Here is a 1,904-nt window from a genome sequence, read left to right as displayed (position 1 = left end):
CTGGCCGATGATCTGAAAATAGAATTTGAAAAAGATGCCAGCCTGAATGAACAGAGGGTTGTTCTAAGAGCCGGATTTCGGACATTAAATTCCGAACTGAGCAAACCCTATGATGATGAAGGCATCATAAGAGAAAGAAATAATGAAATGGCATTGCGCCTTGTCATTCTGGACTATAAAGAGGATGCCCCTGCAGATGATCAGATCAATCTCATTAAAGAAACACTCGAACAGCGGTATATAGCCGTTTTTAAAGCGTGTCAGCCTATGGTTGAAGAGCGTATTGCAGCCATTGAGAATGAGCTTGACAGGCAAATGGCTCGCCTGGGACCTAAACCCCGATACGTTCTTGATCGTGAGCTAGCCAGAGCCAGAGAAGACACAGAAGAAGCTGAAAAGGAACTGGAGGAACTTCATCGCAAACTGGATGCTATTCATCTTAAACAAGTGGTATTAGCAGAGTCTGCTGACGTCCCCCCCGACAGGGATAAAATCATTAAGGCTCTCAATGGGGCAATCAAACACATTCATGCCAGGTTGGGCCTGAGTCAGGCTGATAATCAAATCCTTGAAGACTTATTAAACGACATCGAACGTTATTTTCAGAAAAGCAAATACTATTCACAAAGCGAAGTTGGCGTCATTCAACAGCTGTGGACTACCGTTAGTGTTACGAAAATCCCTTTTGAGTTTGACCGTGATAACCATTTAAATGTAGGCAATTACATTAATGCCATCAGAGAATATGCAGCCTCCCATGATCGAAATGAAGGCGATGAAGCATTGGGTGAACTGCCCGAAACCAGGAAAAAGTACACTCAGATCACGAAATTCCTGCATGAGCACGAGGCGAGAGAAATGGCATTGGCCTATGCACAAGATGAACAAAAGCAAACACAACTGGAGCTGAACAGTAAAAATCAGGCGATAGAGCACTCCAAAGGCATCGATCCGAAAACCAAAACCAAACTTGAGCAAGATAGAGAAGTGCTGGATTTAGTCCTGAGACAGAAAAAAGCAAAAACATCAAAAGCACAAGAAGCTCTGAAGGCCCATGAAGCGAATCTTGCAGCCATTGAAGACGACATAGGTCATAAGCCAGACCCTGCTGCCCGCTTTGCTGACCGGGTGGAAGCCGTGAAAAACAAACAGTTACAACTGGGTGGGAACGATGGCACTGGCGGCAAGATCCTGCAACTGACCCAAAAAAAGAAAAGTCTAAAAAGTGAAGTAGAAGGCAAAAAAGCGGAATTAGAGATATTAAGGGAAGCTCTGAGGGCTGCAGAGTATGCCGTTGAAAACGAGGGTGGTCCCTTCCAGTACACGCCGAAACAGGTAAAAATACTGGCCGATTTGCACGCCTTCATACGGGCGCATCCTCTCAAGAAACAGGCTCTGGAAGCTGTCATTGGTCTGGCAAAGTCAGCAGAACTGAGCGGTAAGCCAATACCCAATCTACTGGCTTTTGACTTGGACGATGAATTTGCACCGATTCGCTTACAGGCAGAGGTTGGGGACGATCTGACGTTTAATCAGGCCAGTCGGATGGTGGAAGTCTTCAAGAATCTGAAGACAATGCAATTCACGTTTGAGCCTCTGGAAGATCAGTCTCAGAATCCTTTGGAAGCAGTCCAGAAGCTGGCGGACAGGGCAAGAACTCACATTAAAAGCGGGCCACAACAATACGACGATGAAATCCTCGGCATGGGCGAAGCCGCTATTCACTTCGTCGAGCATGAACCGGGGGACCTGAAGAGCTTCTCGGAATATTTCGCTACCTATTCTGCCAGTGGCAACAGGATCGTCGCTCTGCTGCGTGAAGGTCTGATCAGCAAGTTTGAACTTGAAAACTACATGAAGGCCGTCAGAGGTGTCGACGGATATCAGACAGTGGATGAATTTGA

General features: G+C 46.3%; 1 protein-coding gene. It reads left to right on the top strand.

The window, feature by feature from the left end; genetic code table 11:
- The coding region (locus KDK19_RS07515; protein ID WP_257291666.1) for a hypothetical protein at positions 1 to 1,904 on the top strand (1,904 nt) is incomplete at both ends.

This window comes from Endozoicomonas sp. ONNA1, from assembly GCF_024606325.1.
In the GTDB taxonomy this organism is placed as follows: Bacteria; Pseudomonadota; Gammaproteobacteria; order Pseudomonadales; family Endozoicomonadaceae; genus Endozoicomonas_A.
The sequence above is the reverse complement of the archived record's forward strand: the minus strand, read 5'-3'. Positions and strand labels throughout refer to the sequence as shown.